The organism is Gracilibacillus dipsosauri, from assembly GCF_003176895.1.
GTDB classification, from domain to species: Bacteria; Bacillota; Bacilli; order Bacillales; family Amphibacillaceae; genus Gracilibacillus; species Gracilibacillus dipsosauri.
On sequence record NZ_QGTD01000008.1, the window covers coordinates 669,824 to 688,380 of the forward strand.

Genomic DNA, 18,557 nt, shown 5'->3' on the forward strand with positions numbered 1-18,557 from the left:
TATCGTTCCTCACTTTCCTTCTTTTCATGTGTAAAAATACCCTCCTTAAGCTGCAAAGAGGGTATAAATCATACCTGTTTGTATTAATTTTCATTATTTGATGAAACTGATTCCTTTTGAATATCAATCCACATTTTTTGAACTTGTGTAGTATTACCTAATTCTTCGGATAACTCCACAGGCTCTCCATTAATTTCGATTTGGATAGAGTTAGGTTCACCAAACCTTAAATACACTTGTGAGAAATCAGTAATATCAATACTTTCTGGGCTGTTTTCGGTGGTTAATGTGGAATAATAAAAGCTTTCTCCATCCTGGTTTTCCACTTCTAACCAGTTTTGTCCTTCTGTTGAGATTACTAATTCCAGCTCTTCTTCTGTTGTAACTAGCGTGTAATTGGATTCATTATTTGCAAAACTATCTAAAGTAATGTCCGTTGAAGGCTCTTGATCTGTAGACTGCTCTTCCTCGTCTACTTCTTCCTCACTCTTTTCCGTATCTTCCACCTTCTCTTCCCCTTCTGTAGGATTCTTTGGTGGTAATTGAACTTGATTGCCTGCTCCATTATCAGATTCCGTTTGTTCCATATTCGCCCCTTTATCATCTCCATCAAAATATCCTTGGCTAAATAACCATACAACAAAAGCAATACCGATCAAAAGAACTACAACAATTACGGTTGGCAAAAAAGAGAAAATAACTGGTGCTTTAGTTGACGAACTGTTCTTTTTACTACTATTCACCCGTGATAAAACGACCTTCTCCTCTTGATCAAATGGTAAATCATGATGATATTCTTCCATTAATTGTTCTGCATCTAAGCCTAAAGTCGTAGCATACTCCTTGATAAATGCCCGCACATAAAAAGAACCAGGCATCACATTAAATCGTTCCTGCTCGATTGCACTTAAGTAACGTGTTTGAATTTTCGTTTGCTTTTGAATGTCATTTAATGACAAATTTTTCATTTCCCGCTCTTGTTTTAGTCGTTCTCCAATTCCCATTTTAACACCATCCATCAATCATTTATCTAGTTAAAATCACATCGATTTTATGTATATATAGCAAATTTGCACGAATAATTTTCTATCTAATGAGTTTCCTATTCAAGAAAAAAATAACTTAATCATATCATATCTTAATTTTTGTCAGTTGAAAAGAGAAATCATATAGAATATTTCAAAAGATACATTTTGTGGATGATTGTTCTTTTTTGTTTAAATGTATCGAACAATGAACTTAGGTTTTTCTAAAACCAAATAATGAAAAAGCCTTATAAAACATTCTCGTTTTATAAGGCTTAAAGTCTTGATTTTTTTTTAATGTGACCCTTCGTTTTGAACGAGTTTTACCATGATATTAGCAATTGCGTGTTGTTCTTTTTCATCAGCAGCATTCCATAAATCACGCAAAATTCGTTCTTGGTCGTTTTTGGCTTGAACTTCTGTTGATAAGTAATTACCTATATCATACGCAATATCGTTGATGGCTTGATTACTTATACCTTTGCTTTGAGCATCATGTAATCGATCACCTAAGAAATCTTTCCATGAATCAAAATTATCCATCACAGACATGTCCATTCCTCCTTTTTTAGCATACACCTATATATTTCGATATTTTGAAAAAAATATGCATACAAAAAAGATTTTTCCGATACATGTCTACCAGCCACCATTTATGCGAATAATTTCACCAGTGATATAGCTTGCCTTATTACTAAGGATAAATTCGACTACCTTTGCAACCTCTTCTGGTTGACCAGGTCTCTGTAATGGGATCTCTTCAAATATTGCCTGTTGATCGCTCAGCTTAATCTCCTGATTCATTTTCGTGTCAATAAAACCAGGACTTACACCATTTACACGAATCCCACTTGGGCCAACTTCTTTCGCAAGTGCTTGGATAAAGGAGTTTTGACTACCTTTCACGGTAGAATAGACTACTTCACAGCTCGCTCCAACTTCTCCCCATATTGAAGTAATTAGCACAATTTGGCCATACTTCTTATGAAGCATAAATGGCAGTAAATGTTTTGAAATAGCTAAAGGAGCCTTAACATGTAAATGGATCATCTCATCCAACTCATCATCATGAACTTCTTGTAATAAACCGATATGTGCCCTACCGCTAGCTATCACAAGATGATCAATGTCATCAGGTAATCGAGATAAGAAATATGCCAAGCCGTCACTTTGAGATAAATCGGCTTGAATAACATCGAGCAGCTGAGAATCCTCTAACTTTTCGATTAGCTCATCCATCTTTTGTTGATTACGGTGATAATGTAGAACGAATTGAAAACCATCACTTGCTAACTGAAGAGTAATTGCACTGCCGATATCTCCGCTAGCACCGATTACCACACATTTTTTTTCAATCATCATCTCTCCTATTACTTAGCTCCCACAAAACAGATCGAAATCCGTTTTTCATCGATCCATTTTTGTATGAATTTATCTAAATCTTGATAAGTTAAAGCCTCTAACCATTCTATACTATCAAAAAAGTCAATTCCGAGCATCTGATAGTGTGTATATTGATTGGCAACAAATTCTAGTGAGTTTAAAGCTCGTAGCAATTGCCCATGTTTTTTTCTTTTTATTCTTTCGAAGGTGATATCATCCATTTTTTGATTTTTTATATTTAGTAATTCCTCTTTCACAACTTGTGCTAAGCGCTCTGGTTTATGAGAATTCCCACCAATAATGGAGAATCCAAAATTCCGTTCCAAATGGGATTCATAACTAAATGACTGATCAATTAATCCTTCTTCATACAACTTTTCATAGACTATACCACTTTTAGAAAATAAATAATCCATGATAATATCCATTAACCATTCTTTTTCCATAAAGATTTTTGGATCTGTTGGGATTTCTTTTTCTTTCAAACCGACTAATGCTTTTGGAACCTGAACAGGCATTGTAATTCTTAATTCCTGTTCTGCCACTTCCTCTTGCTCATCAGGAAACTTACGAGTGATTGGCTCAGGTTCTTTAAAGGATTTTTGCGTTTGATTGTCTTTAATCTGCTGCATTATTTCTTCTGGCTCAACATTTCCAGCGATGAACAATATCATATTATTCGGATGGTAAAACGTATGGTAGCAAGTATAAAGATCCTCTTTTGTAATCTTTTCAATCGAGTCTACCGTTCCCGCTATATCTATTTGGACCGGGTGTTCTTTATACATGCTTTTAATGGTACCGAAGAACGCTCGCCAATCTGGTTGGTCATCATACATCTTTATTTCTTGTGCAATAATCCCTTTTTCTTTTTCAACAGATTGCTCTGAAAAGTATGGATCCTGAACAAAATCAACAAGTATGCCAAGGTTTTCCTTGACACGGGAGGTTGCTGAGAATAAATAGGCAGTCTTTGTAAAGGAAGTAAACGCATTAGCAGATGCACCTAGCTTGGAAAAATCCTGAAAAACATCACGATCTTCTTTCTCAAAAAGCTTGTGTTCCAAAAAATGAGCAATACCATCTGGTACCGTAATTAAATCCTTTTGATCAATCGGTACAAATGATTGATCAATGGAGCCATAATTGGTAGTAAATATAGCGAACGTTTTAGCCATTTCTGTTTTTGGTAGGATACATACCTTTAAGCCGTTCTCTAAAACTTCTGTATAAATCGTCTCATCTATTTGATCATAATATTTATTTTTCATCTGGCTTTGCCCCCTCACTTGTTAGCAAATAGATCTTGTCTAATTGAACCTGATTAGCGACTTTGACAATTTGATCACGGGTTACGCTCTGAACTTGCTCAATAAGTTCAGTAATTGTTTTGTTTGATTGAGCCAACACCCTTTGATATGTTAGCTCAATCATTCCTTGAGGATTATCTAGGGTTTCTCTCAGTTGGTTAATAGTCATTTCCTTCGTCTCAGCTATCTGATCATCTGAAAAATCCCCCTTTCGCATCTGTTCCATTTGTTCGAGAATGATCTCACGAGCTTTTTCGTATTGATCTGGGGCAATTCCGCTAAAGACAAATAATAAGCCTTTGTGGCTTTCGATTCTTGAAGCAGCATAATAAGCCAAACTATGCTTTTCTCTTACATTCAGAAATAACTTTGAATTGGGAAAGCCCCCAAACAATCCATTAAACACATGAAGTGTAGCATAATCGTTGTCATCATAGGTTATATTGGTACGGTAGCCTAAATGTAATTTAGCTTGTTGAATTTGATCATATTCAATTAAAGTAGCTTCTTCTTTATTCACCACATTAATGGATGTCTTCTTCATTTCTACTTGCTGTTTTCTTTTAAGAAATTTCTCAAGAATTGGTTCCACATCAAGACCATCCATATCACCTACAACAAAGACATCTAAACGGTCTTCCTGAAGCATTTGTTGATAATAATCGTACAAAATCCTTGGTGTTATCCCATCTAAATCTTCTTCATAACCATGAACACGTAGTTGATAGGGTTCCTGTTCGCACATTTCCTCGATTAATCTTGTATTCGCAAAACTCATTTTATCTTCCGTTAGTGCGATCATTTTATTTTTTAATGTTTGCTTTTCACGTTCCACTAATTTCGGATCAAAAGCTTCATCAACTACCTTTGGCTGATAAACAATTTCTTCGAGAAGAGTGAGTGCTTCCTCAAGTAGATTCTCTTGATTTTTAATATAGCGTTGATTAGCTAATTCAAGCCGAACAGTTAAAATATTATGTTCCCCTTTTTTACTGCTATCAATATGTAAAACGGCACCATATAACTCATCTAGCTTCTGTCGCAATTGAATCGCTGTCGGGTAATTTTTCGTACCTTGTTGAAGTAAATAAGGTAATAATGCACGCTTCGTCACTTTATCTCTGGTTAGATTCGTGACAAATTTAAATGACAGATTGATGGTTTTAAATTTTTTTGTCGGTAATAAATGTAAATCATACCCTTGTTTCTTTATCCTTTTTTCCATCTCTTCTTACTCCTTTATTTTAGATTTCCTCCTTTTGAAATAGTATCTAAGGAGATTGAAAGCTTTAATTATCACAATGCTACCAGTTCATAAGACTCGAAAGAATAGTAGCATCCATATACAATTAGGTTTTTTTACAACAATGGAGTCCTGCTGTGGAAGTCTCCCTTTATTTTATCTATGTATACAAAATATTATGCTCTTAAAAGGAAGGAAAAGATCTGGTGACTTCCTACACCAGATCTCTATTCATTAAAGTTATTACATTCTTTTCCTTAACACGTAAAAGCTAAACACATCTGCACGGAAGAAATTTGCGGAAAAAAGCACTGGTTCATTTTCCTTCGTATAATGCATTTGTCGTAATAATAGGATTGCTTGGTCTGGCTCACAATTTAATAATGGTGAAATCTTCTCATGGTATCCTATTGGTTCAATATAGGCGACCGCAGAATCAATATCTTTCTTTGCATATGTCTTTAGTGAGGTAAAAATGGATTCTTGTGAATGAATTAATTCTAATGGTAATAATTTGTGATCCAGTTTATCAATACAGTATACAACCGGTTCTCCATCCGCTGTTCGAAGCCGCTCTAGCTTAGCAAACGTGTCAATATCTAAGGGGTCAAATCGTTTTCGATCCTCATCAGTTGGTTTAGTGAGCTCTGCAGAAATATATTGTACTCCGGGTTTTTTCCCAGATTGCATGATCATTTCCGTCACACTACCCAATTGTTCAATACCTGAGGAAAGAATTGGTTTACTATGAACAAAAACACCTACACCTGGCCTTCGAATAAGGATATTCTCTTGTTCCAATATAGTGATCGCTTCTTGTACATCTGTTCGCGTTACACCAAACTGTTGTGCTAGTTCGTATTCTGAAGGAAGTTTTTCTTTTTCTTTATAGTATCCTTCTTCTATAAGTGATTTAATCCTTTGTAGTACAGTACTAAATGATCCATTATTAGTATTAGATAGCATAGTTTCCCCCAACCATTCTATATCCAATTTAGAATTATTATTACTATCCAATATACCATTTTTAAATATATTAATAAAGATATTTTCGTTTAATCTTGTACTGTTGTTGAATTTTCACTAGCACTTTGCAGTACAGTTCTCGGCTTCGATCCTTCATACGGTCCGACAACCCCTCTTTGTTCCATAGCATCGATTAATCGTGCGGCTCTTGTATACCCGACTCGGAACCTTCTTTGTAGCATGGATACACTAGCACTTTGCATCTCAATTACTAGTGCAACAGCTTCTGGATATAAATCGTCATCTACTTCATCTACTACTTCATTTTCTTCTTCTGGGATCATTTCTTCCTGGTATTGTGCCTTTTGCTGCTCAATACAATGATCCACTACTCTTTCTACTTCATCATCTGATAGAAAAGCACCTTGAATACGTACTGGTTTCGACAGTCCTACAGGAATAAATAGCATATCACCACGACCTAATAGCTTTTCCGCTCCACCAGAATCTAATATCGTGCGTGAATCCGTTTGTGATGATACACTAAACGCTATTCTTGATGGAATATTTGCCTTAATCACACCCGTAATTACATCAACAGATGGTCTCTGGGTTGCAATGACTAAATGAATACCAGCAGCCCTCGCCATTTGCGCAAGTCGAGTAATCGCATCCTCTACATCATTGGAGGCAACCATCATTAAATCTGCTAGCTCATCTACAATCACAACAATATATGGCAATAGGGGTTGATCATCATCTGTATCTCGATTGTGTCTTATAATATAGTCATTATAGCCTTCCAGATTTCTCGTTCCTGTCTCAGAAAATAAATCATATCTCCTCTCCATTTCTGCGACTATCTTCTTCAAAGCTCTAGATGCTTTTTTTGGGTCTGTTACAACAGGTGATAGTAAATGTGGGATTCCATTATAAACATTTAGTTCTACTTTTTTAGGGTCGATCATCATCATTTTCACTTCATGTGGCTTAGCATACATGAGAATACTTGTGATCATGCCATTGATACAAACACTTTTACCACTACCGGTAGCTCCAGCTACTAAGAGGTGTGGCATTTTATTCAATTCAGCAACAACTGGTTCCCCTGATATATCCTTGCCTAACGCAAATGCAAGCTTATTTTGAGAAAGAGATTTCTTCGATTCTAATACTTCTCTTAAAGTAACCATTGCCGTTTCCTCATTAGGAACTTCGATACCAACAGCTGATTTTCCAGGGATAGGCGCTTCAATCCTAATATCCTTTGCAGCTAAAGCTAACGCTAGATCATCATGTAGTCCGACAATTTTACTAACCTTTACTCCTGCCTCTGGATATACCTCATATTTCGTTACAGATGGGCCGACATGCACCTTTGTAACTCTAGCCTTAACCCCGAAGCTTTGGAATGTTTTTTCCAGCTTTCGGACAACTCTTTGAATATGTGATTTTTCTTGTTGCTTCCCACCATGTTTAGGGGATTCTAGAATGTTGATTGGTGGTAATTGGTAATCCTCGTTTTCATAATTAGCCATTGGCAATGCATCTGTTGATATATCTATTTCCTCTTCATCTGTTTCTTGTTGAATTGCTTGTATAGGTGTTTCTTGAGTTGCTTCTACGATTTCCTCTTCCGCTGTTAATTCATTAGAGGAATAGGCAATGGATGGGAAATCCTCGATCACCTCTTGAGCTTCCTCTTCTTCCTTTTCTTGATTTTTTTGTCGCTTTCCATCTTTTTTCTTTTGGATCGTTTCCTTTATTCCATTCCATTTCTTTTGGCTAAATTGTTTCATACTATCTAATACTTTCCTGATTAAATCCCCCATGGAGAAATTAGCAAATAACATGATCCCAATAACCATCATAAAAATAGCAGAGATCTTTGCGCCAATATTTGAAAATAGAAAGTAGGTAATGGATAATAGAAAGGCACCTACCATTCCACCACCTAAATATTCAGCGGACCTTTCGTCTCTTATGTATTCGACAATAAAGCTAAAGCTTTGACGCAAAATCGATGGATATTGATTATTCGGATATATCGCTTCAAATGTCTGTATATGGCTAATAAGTAGGATGCCAGCAAGGACGATATAGGTACTTAGCCACTTTCTTGTTGTAAGAATTGGCATTTTTCGTTTTGCCATCAAATAAATACCGATAAAGAAAAATAAAATCGATACAACAAAATACCAATACCCAAAGAAAAAGCGGAAGATGTTTTCTAATAATGCAGACACGGCACCTTCACGGATCATGGCTGCACCACTTCCGAAAATGGCTAAAAAGATAAATAATAATCCATACAATTCGATTTTTATATTTACTTTTAAGGATTGTTTCTTCTTACGTCTTTTTTTCTTACGAGCCATTCTCTCCACTCCTAAATAGTACTAGCTTAATAGAATGTAAATGCTAGACAGTATAGTTCTTCCTTTAACTAGAAGCAACCCTTGCCATATTATTTGAGGCAAGGGCTTTGTTATACTCATTATAGCATAAACTTGTTTACAGAACGAACATTCTCTCAAGAAATTATAGAATTGCCTTTGATAATAGAACCAGGACTGAATTCAGCTAGTAAGAAATCATTTGGATCAGTTGACAACAACTGTACAAGTCTCATATCACCATTATCTAATTTTTCCATTAAACATTGTTTATTTTTATAAGTAATACATTGATATTTTTGATGTTCGCTTACTTCTACCGGATACATATCCTCATAACTAAGTGGCGTATAATGCATTATTGCACCAACTCCTTCGGTCCTTTGTTTTGGTCGATTAACTCATTTAATTTACTCATCGCGCCACTTATCCCACCAACTTCATTAATTAATCCATATTTCACGGCATCTTTTCCGACAACATTTGTTCCAATATCACGAGTTAAGTTCCCCTTATCAAACATTAACTCTTTAAATTTCTCTTCCTCAATATTGGAATGAGTGGTAACAAATTGAATGACTCTTTCTTGCATTTTGTCAATGTATTCAAAGGTTTGGGGTACACCAATGACAAGGCCTGTTAAACGGATAGGATGTATCGTCATCGTGGCAGATGGCGCAATAAAAGAATAATCCGTGGCAACAGCAATCGGAACCCCAATCGAATGTCCGCCACCTAATACTACGGAGACAGTTGGCTTTGACAAGGATGCAATCATTTCAGATAAAGCAAGTCCAGCCTCTACATCTCCCCCAACTGTATTAAGAACTACGACCAATCCTTCAATCTTTGGATTTTGTTCCACGGCTATAATCTGTGGAATAAGGTGTTCATATTTCGTTGTTTTATTTTGAGGGGGTAATTGGATATGTCCCTCAACTTGTCCAATAATAGAAAGGACATGAATATTCGAATCAGGTGCATTCGGTACACTGGCTTGACCTAATTGCTGTATTTTGTCAACTAAGGATGATGTCTGATTATCTTTTCCTTTTGTTTCTTCTTTCTCATTTTGCATCAAAAAAACCCCTTTCCTTATACTATTCATTAGTATAAACAAGGGGGTTATTTTCATACGAGTATCGAACAAAAGGATAAGAAGCTTCCCAACTAAGTGTCGTTCTGCCCTTTATTGAATGGATTCCAACACTCGAAACAAAGTTTGTTCCTCTAAGGCGGACAGTGGAACTAGAGGCAGTCTTACGGAGCCTACATCTATCCCATTCTTTGCAAGGGCAGCCTTAACAGGTGATGGAGAAGGCGCCATAAACAATGCTTTCATTACTGGCAATAACTCTCTGTGTAAATCAGCTGCTTTTTTGACCTTTCCTGATTCATATAAGGAAATCATTTGTTTCATTTGTGTACCGATGATGTGGGAGGATACAGAAACCACTCCTGCACCACCAATAGATAAAATTGGCAACGTCATACTGTCATCACCACTATAAACAGTAAAACCTTCACTTGCATGTTCGAGTACAGCAACAATCGCGTCCAAGTCTCCACTTGAATCTTTTACAGAAACAATATTATCAATTTGCGAAAGTGCTATTATCGTATCTGCATTTAAATTCACTACCGATCTTGATGGTATATTGTAGAGCATAATCGGGAGGGGGGTTTCCTTTGCAATAGCTGCAAAATGATGATATAAGCCCTCCTGACTAGGCTTATTATAGTATGGAGAAACTAACAAAAAAGCATCTACACCGATTTGTTCTACTTCTTTCGTTAACTCAATAGAAGCTTTTGTGTTATTGTTTCCTGTTCCAGCAATAATCGGGATTCGTCCATTTACTACTTTAACTACATGTTCAAATAATGTTAGCTTTTCCTTGTGTGAAAGGGTTGGAGATTCACCAGTAGTTCCACAAACGATTAAACCATCTGTTCCATTTTCGAGTAAATGCTCGATAATTTCCGTTGTTTTTTTGAGATCTAGTTGATTGTTTTGATCAAATGGTGTAACCATTGCGGTAAGTAATCTTCCAAAATCCATCTCATCCTACTCCCTTCCCATTCCTTCTAGTTCTTGCTTATACAAACAGTGGGATCTCCCTTATTCATAATTAGGTAAGATCTATCAAAATGCATCTTCAGATTATTTCTTAGTAGCATCTAATTGAAAAGCAACATGCAAGGCATTGATGGCTGTTTCCAGTTGTTCACTTTTCACTAATACCCAAATGGTTCGATGACTATCTGCCGATTGGAAAATGGGGATATGATGTTTTGTTAAAGTTTGGACGATTTTCGATGTGACTCCAGGTAAACCTGACATCCCTGCACCAACTAAAGAAATTTTAGCACAATTTTTGTTTAGTACAGGATCTAATCCAAGCTCTTCTAAAACTTGCATCGCTTTTTTCTCGTACTGATCAAGGATCGTGTAGGTAACTCCACTTGGTGAAATATTAATAAAATCAACAGAAATACCAGCATCAGCCATTGCCTTAAATACTTTTACATGCAACTGCTCTGGTTCATTTGGTGCTTCTACTTTTATTTGTGTTAAGTGATCCACATAAGCAATCCCTGTAACAAACTGGTCTCTTACTTCATTGTGCTCATTGCCCATTTCTGTTGTTGTAATGAGCGTACCTTCTTCTGTTGTTAATGTGGATCGAACACGAATTGGTATATTTGCTTGCATTGCTATTTCTACTGCTCGCGGATGAATAACTTTTGCTCCTTGATAGGCTAGATTACAAACTTCCGTATAACTTACTTTTTCCAGCTTGCGTGCAGTTGTTACCATTCTCGGATCTGCTGTCATAATACCATTAACATCAGAAAAAATATCGACATATTCTGCCTTTAAAGCAGCCGCTAGTGCTGTGGCAGAGGTGTCACTTCCCCCTCTGCCGATAGTGGTAGTTTCAAATTGGTCTGTTCTTCCTTGAAATCCTGCTACGACAACAACCTGATGTTGGTACAACAATGATTGAAGATTCTTCGTATTCACTTCCTTAATTTGTGCATTAGTAAATTCACTAGTTGTTACAATTCCAGCTTGAGCACCAGTAATAGCCATTGAATGAATGTCTTGCTGTAAAAGCTCATTGGAAAAAACAACTGCTGAAATGGTTTCACCACAAGACAGTAGCATATCTTTTTCCTTAGGAGACAGACTTGTAGACTGTTCTCCAATTAAATGTAGTAAAGAATCTGTTGCATATGGATCTGGATATCTTCCCATTGCTGATACTACTACTACTACTTTTTTTTCATCTTCTACAGCACGCTTAACATGCTGAATGGCTAAATTTCGAACATTTTTATCACGTACGGAAGTACCTCCGAACTTTTGAACCACAATTTCCAATAGCTACACCTCTAATTTTTAGAGCCAATTATTTTTAATTAATGATTCTGCGATTTGGACAGAATTCCATGCAGCTCCTTTTAGTAAATTATCTGAAACGATCCATAAGTGGAACCCATTGTCATGATCTAAGTCTTTACGGACACGCCCTACAAAGACTTCGGCCTTACCTGCTGCAGATAAAGGTGTTGGGTATACCTGATTTGCCGGGTCATCCTCTAGTACGATACCATCTGCTTCTTTGATCGCATTCTGGATATCTTTCACACTAATGTTCGCATCATCTACTTCAATATAAACACTTTCTGCATGTGCAGAGAAGAATGGTAATCTTACACAAGTTGCTGCAACACTAATACTATCATCATGCATGATTTTTTTCGTTTCATTGATCATTTTTACTTCTTCAAATGTATAACCATTGTCCTGAAAAACATCAATTTGTGGTAGGGCATTAAAAGCAATCGGATAATGATGCTTTTCTCCACCTACAGGGAGGATTTCAGGATTCAACTCTTCTCCATTTAAATATGCTTGCGATTGTGTTTGTAATTCATCGACTGCCTTTGCACCGGCACCTGATACAGCTTGATAGGTTGATACGATAATTCTTGAAAGTCCAAATCTATCTTGAATAGGTTTCAGAGCAGCAACCATTTGAATAGTAGAGCAATTAGGGTTAGCAATGATACCATTATGTTTCTCAATGTCATTCTCATTTACCTCTGGAACTACAAGTGGAACATCTGGGTCCATTCGGAAGGCACTAGTATTATCCACCACTACTGCGCCTCTTTTTACTGCTTCATGAGCAAGCTGCTTGGAAACAGATCCCCCTGCTGAAAACAAGGCAATTTGTATTCCTTCAAAGCTTTCTGGAGTAGCCTCTTTAACCATGTAGGTTTCTCCTTTAAATTCTACTTCCTTTCCAGCAGAACGTTTTGAAGAAAGCAAATGTAATTCATTTATTGGAAAGTTTTTCTTTTTAAGTGTTTCTAGCATTTTTTCTCCAACTGCACCAGTAGCACCTACTACTGCAACATTATACCCTTTTGTAGTCATTACGATATGTCCCCTTCCCTATATGTGCATGTTTTTTTGATATTCTTCCCTATTTTAACATAATCAGCGGCATACTTTAATTATTTCATCATATTTATTCATTTCTTGCAATAATAACTGGTTGTATTTGTTTAAATTCTAAAGCAGTTTCAATCGTTTCAGCTATTTGAGTCATATCTGCAACTAAGGAGTTTGGTTTTTTGATAGGATCATCCTGACCAAAGGGTACAAAATAAATAAGTTTTGTTGCCATTAATCGCATGAGATTAACGCCATTTAATCCTAATGCATCATTTGTAGACACTGCTAAAACGACAGGTTTTCCATTTCTAATAGTTGCTTTCGTTGCCATCAACACGGCTGAATCCGTAATCGCATTGGCAAGACGACTCATCGAGTTTCCTGTTAATGGAGCTAGAACCATGCAATCTAACGGCTCTTTTGGCCCTAATGGTTCTGCGTCTACTATACTTGCAACCGGCTCACGTCCTGTTATTTCCCTTAGTTTATTCATATGATCATCAGCTTTCCCAAATTTCGTATCTGTCTCTTTAAACGTATTGGAAACAACTGGTACAATCTCGGCACCTAATGCTATTAATTTTTCGATTTCAGGAAAGACTGCGGCATAGGTACAATGAGACCCAGTTAAGCCAAACCCAATTTTTTTACCTTTCAAATCCACCATTATGATTACCTCCTATAAGTCAATGTTACATGGTGACGAAGCTACAAAAAGTGCTTGCTCACGCTTTTATTAGTGCTAATGCCCATTATATGTTCCTTGTGTTCCATCGGTGACTTAAAGGTAGGCACTGGTTGTGTTTAAAAGATATGTTTCAACTTGTTTCTTCTAACAGTTTTTCAATCGTATTGGCTAATATTTCACCAGCAGTTTTAGGTGCCACTAATCCCGGCAGGCCGAGTGCGTGAATAGCTTGCATGCCTCTTTTTTTGGCGAAATTGAAATCAATTCCACCCGGCTTCGATGCAAGGTCAATAATTAAAGCATTACTGGACATTCTTTCTAGTATCGCTTCATCAACTACTAATGCTGGAATTGTATTGATTAATATTTCACATGAAGCAATTGCTTTTGCACTGTCTTTTATGGAGCAGGTTTCATATCCCTGTTCATATGCTCGAGAAAGTTCTGTTTCGCTTCTTGAAACAACGGTAACGTTAGCTCCAAGGCCTGAAAATGTTTTGGCTGTCGTTTTTCCTACTCTACCAAAACCATAAACAAAGACATTTGCATGATGTATGGTTATATCGGTATGTTTTATAGCTAGCATAATTGCTCCTTCAGCTGTTGGTATGGAATTATAAATCGCAATATCATCGCGTTCCATCAATTTAGTTAAATAAAGATTTTCACACCATGAATCTAATGTTTGGTTTGAAATTCCTGTAAAGACGATACAATGCTTCGGTAATTTCTGAAACCATTCCTTAGATAATTGTATTTTGCGATTAGAAAATACAGCTTCCACAAAGCCTTTATCATCAATCCCGGTTATTGGTAAAACAATCGCATCATATATAGAAGGGTTCAGCTCGTCGATCAAAGCTTGGCGTACCCCTGTATAACTTTGTTCCACTTTTTCAAAACCTACGATCTCTATATCTAACCATTCCCATTTATGGAGAGCATGTATCAATGGTAAGTATCTCGCATCACCACCAATAATGGCCATTTTCTTTTTCTTTTGCATTCTTTCACCTCACCAGTCAAAATTCGTCCATCTAACTTATTTTATGATTTTGATTTTTAGAAGTGCTTCTCACCTAGCCTATTAGGCCTGTTCCCTTAAGAATAAGCAAAAGCCCAATAAGATTCACTTATTGAGTGAATGACTTTATTGGGCGTGCTATCTTCCTATAAAGATCGTTATCTCCCAAGGATTGACTTAATCTGTTTCTACAATAATCATGTCATCTCCGATTTTCTTTATTTGTTTCCAATTAATTCTTGAGTACACTTCTGATTTCTTGAAACCAAACATGCGGTATTGAGGAACAGTGAAGCTTAATATTTGACCGGTTTTCTCATCAATTTCAAGATCTGTTTGACCTAGCACTCCCAATCTAGTTCCTGTTGACAGATCGATCAATTCCTTATTACTCAAATCATGAAATCGCATCAACTCACCTCATATTGTTGATTTTATTTATTTCGGTATTATAACAGCACTGCTCGGCCTTGATAATGATAGACGATCAATTAAGTCAACTATTTCCGTAATCTCGACTTGATCGATGTCTTGTATAACATCCTCCATCGTATCGTGATTTTTTAACAGAAGTTCATTTCTTGCATTTCGACTCATCTTACTATTGGTGCTCTCCAAGCTCATCAAATACATACCTTTTAATTGCTGCTTACTATTGGTGAATTCTTTATTCGTTATACCATTTGCCATAATATCTTCTAATATTCTATTGATCATTTCACGAACCATTTCTAATTGATTAGGGGAAGTCCCTGCATATATTGTTAGAAGACCTGAATCAATAAATGCGCTATGAAAGGAATAGATAGTATAGGCCATGCCATGCTCTTCCCTAATTTCCTGAAAAAGCCGTGAACTCATACTCCCACCCAAAATATTATTAAAGATTAACAGAGGATAAATCTGGTCACTTTTGGCATTAACTCCTTCAAAGCCTAAACATAAATGGCTCTGCTCCGTGTCTTTTCTTTTAGAAACCGTTTCTGGAAAAAAGATTGGCTTTGTAACATTCTGGCTAGTTGACTCTACTTCGTTAAAAGTGAATAATTTCTCGATTTCGTAAATGAAGTATGCCTCTATATTGCCAACAATGGAAATAACCATATTCTCTGGTTGATAATGCTGCTTGTAGAACGCAAATAAATCATTTTGAGAAAAATGTGTGATCGTGTCCTTTGTTCCTAGAATTGGATAGGATAATGGATGGTGCTGATAAGTGGATGTCGCTAAGTAATCATGTATAATATCGTCCGGAGTGTCTTCTGTCATACTGATTTCTTCTAAAATCACTTTCTTTTCGCGCATAATTTCGTTTTCATCAAACACGGAATGCATCACCATATCAGCTAAAATATCCATAGCAACATCGATATGCTCATCGAGAACTTTTGCATATAGACAGGTATATTCTTTGGAGGTAAATGCATTAATTTCGCCTCCAATTGCATCAAAGGCTTCTGCAATATATTTTGCATGATATTTTTTTGTACCTTTAAATAACATATGCTCAATAAAGTGTGATATACCATTCATTTGTTTACTTTCATTTCTTGATCCCGTTTTAATCCATATTCCAATCGTGATGGACCTTACTGTATTCATTGGCTCTAACACAATTCTTAAGCCATTATTACATGTATGTCGATATAACAATCCCTAATCCCCCTGACTACTTCACCTCTTGGTTGGCAACTGCTCGGACATATTTAAAGCCATAGTAGTTTTTCTCATCGATATCTCATTTGCTAAAATATATCCTTCATAATGAAAAAAGAAACTGGTTTGCCAGCTTCTTCTTTCCTATTGATTCTTTTCTTTTTGTTCCATTAACACGGCTTTGCGAGATAAATTAATTCTTCCCTGACGATCAATTTCTTTCACTTTTACCATAATCTGATCACCAATAGCGACAACATCTTCCACTTTTCCAATTCTCTCCTCAGCAAGCTCTGAAATGTGAACAAGTCCTTCTTTGCCTTTAAATAGCTCAACAAATGCTCCGAACTTTTCAATACGTTTGACTGTTCCTAAGTACATTTGGCCAACTTCTACTTCTCTCACAATATCTTCGATAATTTTCTGTGCTTTTTTATTCATTTCCGTGTCAGCAGAAGAAATGAAAATGTGACCATCCTGCTCAATATCGATTTTAACGCCTGTTTCTTCAATGATTTGATTAATTTGTTTTCCACTTGGTCCTATGACATCTCGAATCTTGTCTGGATTAATATCCATCGTTAGGATTTTTGGAGCATAGTTAGATAGCTCATTCTTCGGTTCACTGATTGTATCTAGCATATGGGATAAAATATGCATGCGTCCTTTTTTCGCTTGAGTTAGGGCTTCCTCTAGAATTTCTTTCGATAACCCTTCAATTTTGATATCCATTTGTAAGGCTGTAACACCTTTTTCCGTACCAGCTACTTTAAAGTCCATATCGCCCAAAAAGTCTTCCATCCCTTGAATATCTGTTAAGATCGTATAATCATCTCCCGACTTTACAAGTCCCATTGCAATACCAGCAACAGGGGCTTTGATCGGTACTCCTGCATCCATCATTGCTAGTGTACTAGCACAAATACTTGCCTGAGAAGTGGAGCCATTGGATTCTAAGACCTCAGATACGAGACGAATCGTATATGGGAAATCTTTTTCATCTGGTACAACGACTTCCAGTGCCCTTTCTCCTAATGCACCATGTCCGATTTCACGACGCCCTGGTCCACGAATCGGTCCTGTTTCACCGACACTAAATGAAGGGAAATTATAATGATGCATAAACCGCTTGGACTCTTCTGCATCCAGTCCATCTAAGATTTGAACATCTCCAAGTGCCCCTAGTGTACAAATGCTGAGAGCTTGTGTTTGTCCTCTTGTAAATAATCCAGAACCATGCGTCCTTGGTAATACCCCAATGCGGGAGGATAATGGACGAATTTCGTCAATCTTACGACCATCTGGTCTCACTTTTTCTTTTGTAATGAGACGACGTACTTCTTCTTTTACAATTTTATCTAAAACATTGGATACTTGCTTTAATTTTTCATCATCTGCCTCTTCTTCTTGATAGGAAGCAGTGATTTTTTCCTTCACTTGATTAATGGCCTCTTCACGCGCATGTTTCTCCTGCACTTGAATAGCTTCAAGTAGAGGTTTTTTGGCTTTCTCTTCTACTTCAGACACCACCGCTTGGTCTAGCTCAAATAAAGTAACTTCCATTTTTTCTACAGCCATTGCTTGAATAATTTCTTCTTGAAAAGCTACTAGTCGTTTAATTTCTTCATGCCCAAACATAATTGCTTCTAACATAATTTCTTCTGGTACTTCATCAGCACCAGCTTCTACCATGTTAATCGCATCTTTTGTCCCAGCTACGGTTAAATCAATATCACTTTTTTCTCTTTCTTCTAATGTTGGATTGATGACGAATTCACCATCGACTCGACCAATTACTACTCCTGCAATTGGGCCTCCGAATGGAATATCAGAAATTCCAAGTGCTAAGGATGAACCAATCATTGCAGCCATCTCAGATGGTAAGTTTTGATCCACACTCATTACTGTACTAATTACTTGTACTTCATTTCGAAAACCATCTGGAAAAAGTGGTCGAATGGGACGGTCAATTAGCCTTGAAGCTAAAATAGCTTTTTCACTAGGTCTACCTTCTCTTTTAATAAATCCACCAGGAATCTTTCCAACTGCATATAATCGTTCTTCATAATTAACGGTTAAAGGAAAGAAAGGTAAATCCTTCGGTTCCTTCGAAGCGGTAGCTGTAGCTAATACAGCTGTATCACCATAGTGAACCATACAAGCACCATTAGCTTGTTTAGCGAGTTCACCAATTTCTACTCGAAAGCTTTGACCAGCAATCTCTGTAGTAAATACTCTTTTTTCATCTACCATTATGTATCGTACTCCTCTCAAAAAAGCATGAAGCTTTTTCAGACTATCAAAATTAGATAAGAACTATAATCAATATCCATTTTAACACTTCGTCCACCATCCGTGTAGTTTGATCTACGAATCCAGTAATATTTTAGACGAT

17 protein-coding genes are annotated in these 18,557 nt (G+C 36.6%); all 17 read right to left on the reverse strand.

The window, feature by feature from the left end:
* Positions 1 to 83: 83 nt before the first annotated feature.
* The 17 genes from DLJ74_RS10350 to pnp all read right to left on the reverse strand — a co-directional run bounded on the left by DLJ74_RS10350 (position 84) and on the right by pnp (position 18,415).
* Complete coding sequence (locus DLJ74_RS10350; protein WP_109984395.1) at positions 84 to 1,004, reverse strand: helix-turn-helix domain-containing protein; 921 nt, start codon at positions 1,002 to 1,004, stop codon at positions 84 to 86.
* Between the two features lie 315 nt (positions 1,005 to 1,319).
* Complete coding sequence (locus tag DLJ74_RS10355; RefSeq protein ID WP_054859467.1) at positions 1,320 to 1,577, reverse strand: DUF3243 domain-containing protein; 258 nt, start codon at positions 1,575 to 1,577, stop codon at positions 1,320 to 1,322.
* Positions 1,578 to 1,664: 87 nt separating this feature from the next.
* Positions 1,665 to 2,384 carry an elongation factor P 5-aminopentanone reductase gene (gene ymfI / locus DLJ74_RS10360; RefSeq protein ID WP_109984396.1) on the reverse strand — a complete coding sequence of 240 codons (720 nt, stop codon included), beginning with the start codon at positions 2,382 to 2,384 and terminating at the stop codon, positions 1,665 to 1,667.
* Positions 2,385 to 2,395: 11 nt separating this feature from the next.
* Entirely contained in the window at positions 2,396 to 3,679 is a 1,284-nt protein-coding gene (gene yfmH / locus DLJ74_RS10365) for an EF-P 5-aminopentanol modification-associated protein YfmH (RefSeq protein ID WP_054859693.1), read from the reverse strand.
* Entirely contained in the window at positions 3,669 to 4,943 is a 1,275-nt protein-coding gene (gene yfmF / locus DLJ74_RS10370) for an EF-P 5-aminopentanol modification-associated protein YfmF (RefSeq protein WP_109984397.1), read from the reverse strand. Before yfmF ends, yfmH begins: the two co-directional genes overlap by 11 nt.
* 261 nt (positions 4,944 to 5,204) lie before the next feature.
* Positions 5,205 to 5,927 carry a GntR family transcriptional regulator gene (locus tag DLJ74_RS10375; RefSeq protein WP_109984398.1) on the reverse strand — a complete coding sequence of 241 codons (723 nt, stop codon included), beginning with the start codon at positions 5,925 to 5,927 and terminating at the stop codon, positions 5,205 to 5,207.
* An 89-nt stretch (positions 5,928 to 6,016) separates the two neighbouring features.
* Positions 6,017 to 8,305 (reverse strand): FtsK/SpoIIIE family DNA translocase, encoded by a 2,289-nt coding sequence (locus DLJ74_RS10380; protein ID WP_109984399.1) that lies wholly within the window; start codon positions 8,303 to 8,305, stop codon positions 6,017 to 6,019.
* 155 nt (positions 8,306 to 8,460) lie between these two features.
* Complete coding sequence (locus tag DLJ74_RS10385; protein ID WP_245902311.1) at positions 8,461 to 8,682, reverse strand: YlzJ-like family protein; 222 nt, start codon at positions 8,680 to 8,682, stop codon at positions 8,461 to 8,463.
* Complete coding sequence (locus DLJ74_RS10390) at positions 8,682 to 9,401, reverse strand: ClpP family protease (RefSeq protein ID WP_054788859.1); 720 nt, start codon at positions 9,399 to 9,401, stop codon at positions 8,682 to 8,684. Before DLJ74_RS10390 ends, DLJ74_RS10385 begins: the two co-directional genes overlap by 1 nt.
* Before the next feature lie 111 nt (positions 9,402 to 9,512).
* Positions 9,513 to 10,385 (reverse strand): 4-hydroxy-tetrahydrodipicolinate synthase, encoded by an 873-nt coding sequence (dapA, locus tag DLJ74_RS10395; RefSeq protein WP_109984400.1) that lies wholly within the window; start codon positions 10,383 to 10,385, stop codon positions 9,513 to 9,515.
* A gap of 102 nt (positions 10,386 to 10,487) precedes the next feature.
* On the reverse strand, positions 10,488 to 11,702 hold the full coding sequence (gene dapG / locus DLJ74_RS10400; RefSeq protein WP_342767745.1) for an aspartate kinase: 1,215 nt from the start codon (positions 11,700 to 11,702) through the stop codon (positions 10,488 to 10,490).
* Positions 11,703 to 11,729: 27 nt separating this feature from the next.
* Complete coding sequence (gene asd / locus DLJ74_RS10405) at positions 11,730 to 12,773, reverse strand: aspartate-semialdehyde dehydrogenase (RefSeq protein WP_181397498.1); 1,044 nt, start codon at positions 12,771 to 12,773, stop codon at positions 11,730 to 11,732.
* Between the two features lie 94 nt (positions 12,774 to 12,867).
* Positions 12,868 to 13,458, reverse strand: coding sequence for a dipicolinate synthase subunit B (locus tag DLJ74_RS10410; protein WP_054859694.1), 591 nt, complete (start codon positions 13,456 to 13,458; stop codon positions 12,868 to 12,870).
* A gap of 154 nt (positions 13,459 to 13,612) precedes the next feature.
* The gene (dpaA, locus tag DLJ74_RS10415; protein WP_109984403.1) at positions 13,613 to 14,488 is read right to left on the reverse strand and encodes a dipicolinic acid synthetase subunit A; all 876 of its coding nucleotides are present in this window, start codon (positions 14,486 to 14,488) and stop codon (positions 13,613 to 13,615) included.
* Positions 14,489 to 14,683: 195 nt separating this feature from the next.
* Positions 14,684 to 14,917, reverse strand: a complete 234-nt coding sequence (locus DLJ74_RS10420) for a YlmC/YmxH family sporulation protein (protein ID WP_109984404.1) — start codon at positions 14,915 to 14,917, stop codon at positions 14,684 to 14,686.
* 27 nt (positions 14,918 to 14,944) lie between these two features.
* Positions 14,945 to 16,159, reverse strand: a complete 1,215-nt coding sequence (locus DLJ74_RS10425; protein ID WP_109984405.1) for a M16 family metallopeptidase — start codon at positions 16,157 to 16,159, stop codon at positions 14,945 to 14,947.
* Positions 16,160 to 16,306: 147 nt separating this feature from the next.
* Positions 16,307 to 18,415 carry a polyribonucleotide nucleotidyltransferase gene (pnp, locus tag DLJ74_RS10430; RefSeq protein WP_109984406.1) on the reverse strand — a complete coding sequence of 703 codons (2,109 nt, stop codon included), beginning with the start codon at positions 18,413 to 18,415 and terminating at the stop codon, positions 16,307 to 16,309.
* Positions 18,416 to 18,557: the final 142 nt, after the last annotated feature.

Coding starts and splice junctions, on each gene's coding strand:
- DLJ74_RS10420 (WP_109984404.1), bottom strand. CDS start 14,917: ATGCGATTTCATGATTTGAGTAATAAGGAATTGATCGATCTGTCAACA.
- DLJ74_RS10375 (WP_109984398.1), bottom strand. CDS start 5,927: ATGCTATCTAATACTAATAATGGATCATTTAGTACTGTACTACAAAGG.
- DLJ74_RS10380 (WP_109984399.1), bottom strand. CDS start 8,305: ATGGCTCGTAAGAAAAAAAGACGTAAGAAGAAACAATCCTTAAAAGTA.
- yfmF (WP_109984397.1), bottom strand. CDS start 4,943: ATGGAAAAAAGGATAAAGAAACAAGGGTATGATTTACATTTATTACCG.
- DLJ74_RS10350 (WP_109984395.1), bottom strand. CDS start 1,004: ATGGGAATTGGAGAACGACTAAAACAAGAGCGGGAAATGAAAAATTTG.
- DLJ74_RS10390 (WP_054788859.1), bottom strand. CDS start 9,401: ATGCAAAATGAGAAAGAAGAAACAAAAGGAAAAGATAATCAGACATCA.
- yfmH (WP_054859693.1), bottom strand. CDS start 3,679: ATGAAAAATAAATATTATGATCAAATAGATGAGACGATTTATACAGAA.
- asd (WP_181397498.1), bottom strand. CDS start 12,773: ATGACTACAAAAGGGTATAATGTTGCAGTAGTAGGTGCTACTGGTGCA.
- DLJ74_RS10385 (WP_245902311.1), bottom strand. CDS start 8,682: ATGCATTATACGCCACTTAGTTATGAGGATATGTATCCGGTAGAAGTA.
- DLJ74_RS10355 (WP_054859467.1), bottom strand. CDS start 1,577: ATGTCTGTGATGGATAATTTTGATTCATGGAAAGATTTCTTAGGTGAT.
- dapA (WP_109984400.1), bottom strand. CDS start 10,385: ATGGATTTTGGAAGATTACTTACCGCAATGGTTACACCATTTGATCAA.
- pnp (WP_109984406.1), bottom strand. CDS start 18,415: ATGGTAGATGAAAAAAGAGTATTTACTACAGAGATTGCTGGTCAAAGC.
- dpaA (WP_109984403.1), bottom strand. CDS start 14,488: ATGCAAAAGAAAAAGAAAATGGCCATTATTGGTGGTGATGCGAGATAC.
- ymfI (WP_109984396.1), bottom strand. CDS start 2,384: ATGATTGAAAAAAAATGTGTGGTAATCGGTGCTAGCGGAGATATCGGC.